Genomic DNA, 540 nt, shown 5'->3' with positions numbered 1-540 from the left:
TAGGCGGGTTTAAATAAATCAATTTTATCGTAATACCGGAGCGCTTTAATCGACACGTTTGCCAGTTTTGAAACTTCCCCAATTGAGTAATACGATTCCTTCATGCCATCACTCCTTCTATCATCAGTATAAAGAAGAAGCGCATTCTTTGCAGTACACAAAGAATGCGCTTCTTATCACGTGCTGGCTTTAAGATGTGCAGGCGCTTTCCAAGCAATGGTCAGTGCAATCCCTATTGCTAAGGTGACCGTTGCAAAGTAGAAGGGATAGTTTACATCAATATCGAACAGCATTCCGCCGATAATAGGCCCGAATACATTGCCGATACTTGTAAACATTGAATTCATACCGCCGGCAAACCCCTGTTCATTTCCCGCAATCTTTGACAGGTAAGTCGTTACCGCAGGCCGCATGAGATCAAATCCGACAAATACGGTGACTGTAACCAGCAGAATCGCAACATATGAATGTACCGTTGTCAGCAAGAATACCAGACTCGTAGAGAGAATTAAGCTGTACCGAATTAAATGGATTTCGCCA

The 540-nt window shown here is 43.1% G+C and carries 1 protein-coding gene and 1 pseudogene; both read right to left on the bottom strand.

From position 1 onward, the window contains the following. A partial coding sequence (locus ACWHAR_RS31240; protein WP_452088949.1) for a MerR family DNA-binding transcriptional regulator occupies positions 1-104 on the bottom strand: 104 nt, incomplete at its 3' end. A gap of 72 nt (positions 105-176) precedes the next feature. Beyond that, a pseudogene (bmr, locus tag ACWHAR_RS31235) lies at positions 177-540 on the bottom strand (multidrug efflux MFS transporter Bmr); the annotation flags it as partial.

This window comes from Bacillus sp. LR--39 (assembly GCF_053613335.1).
Note: the sequence above shows the minus strand (reverse complement) of the source record. Positions and strands in the feature narration are given on the sequence as shown.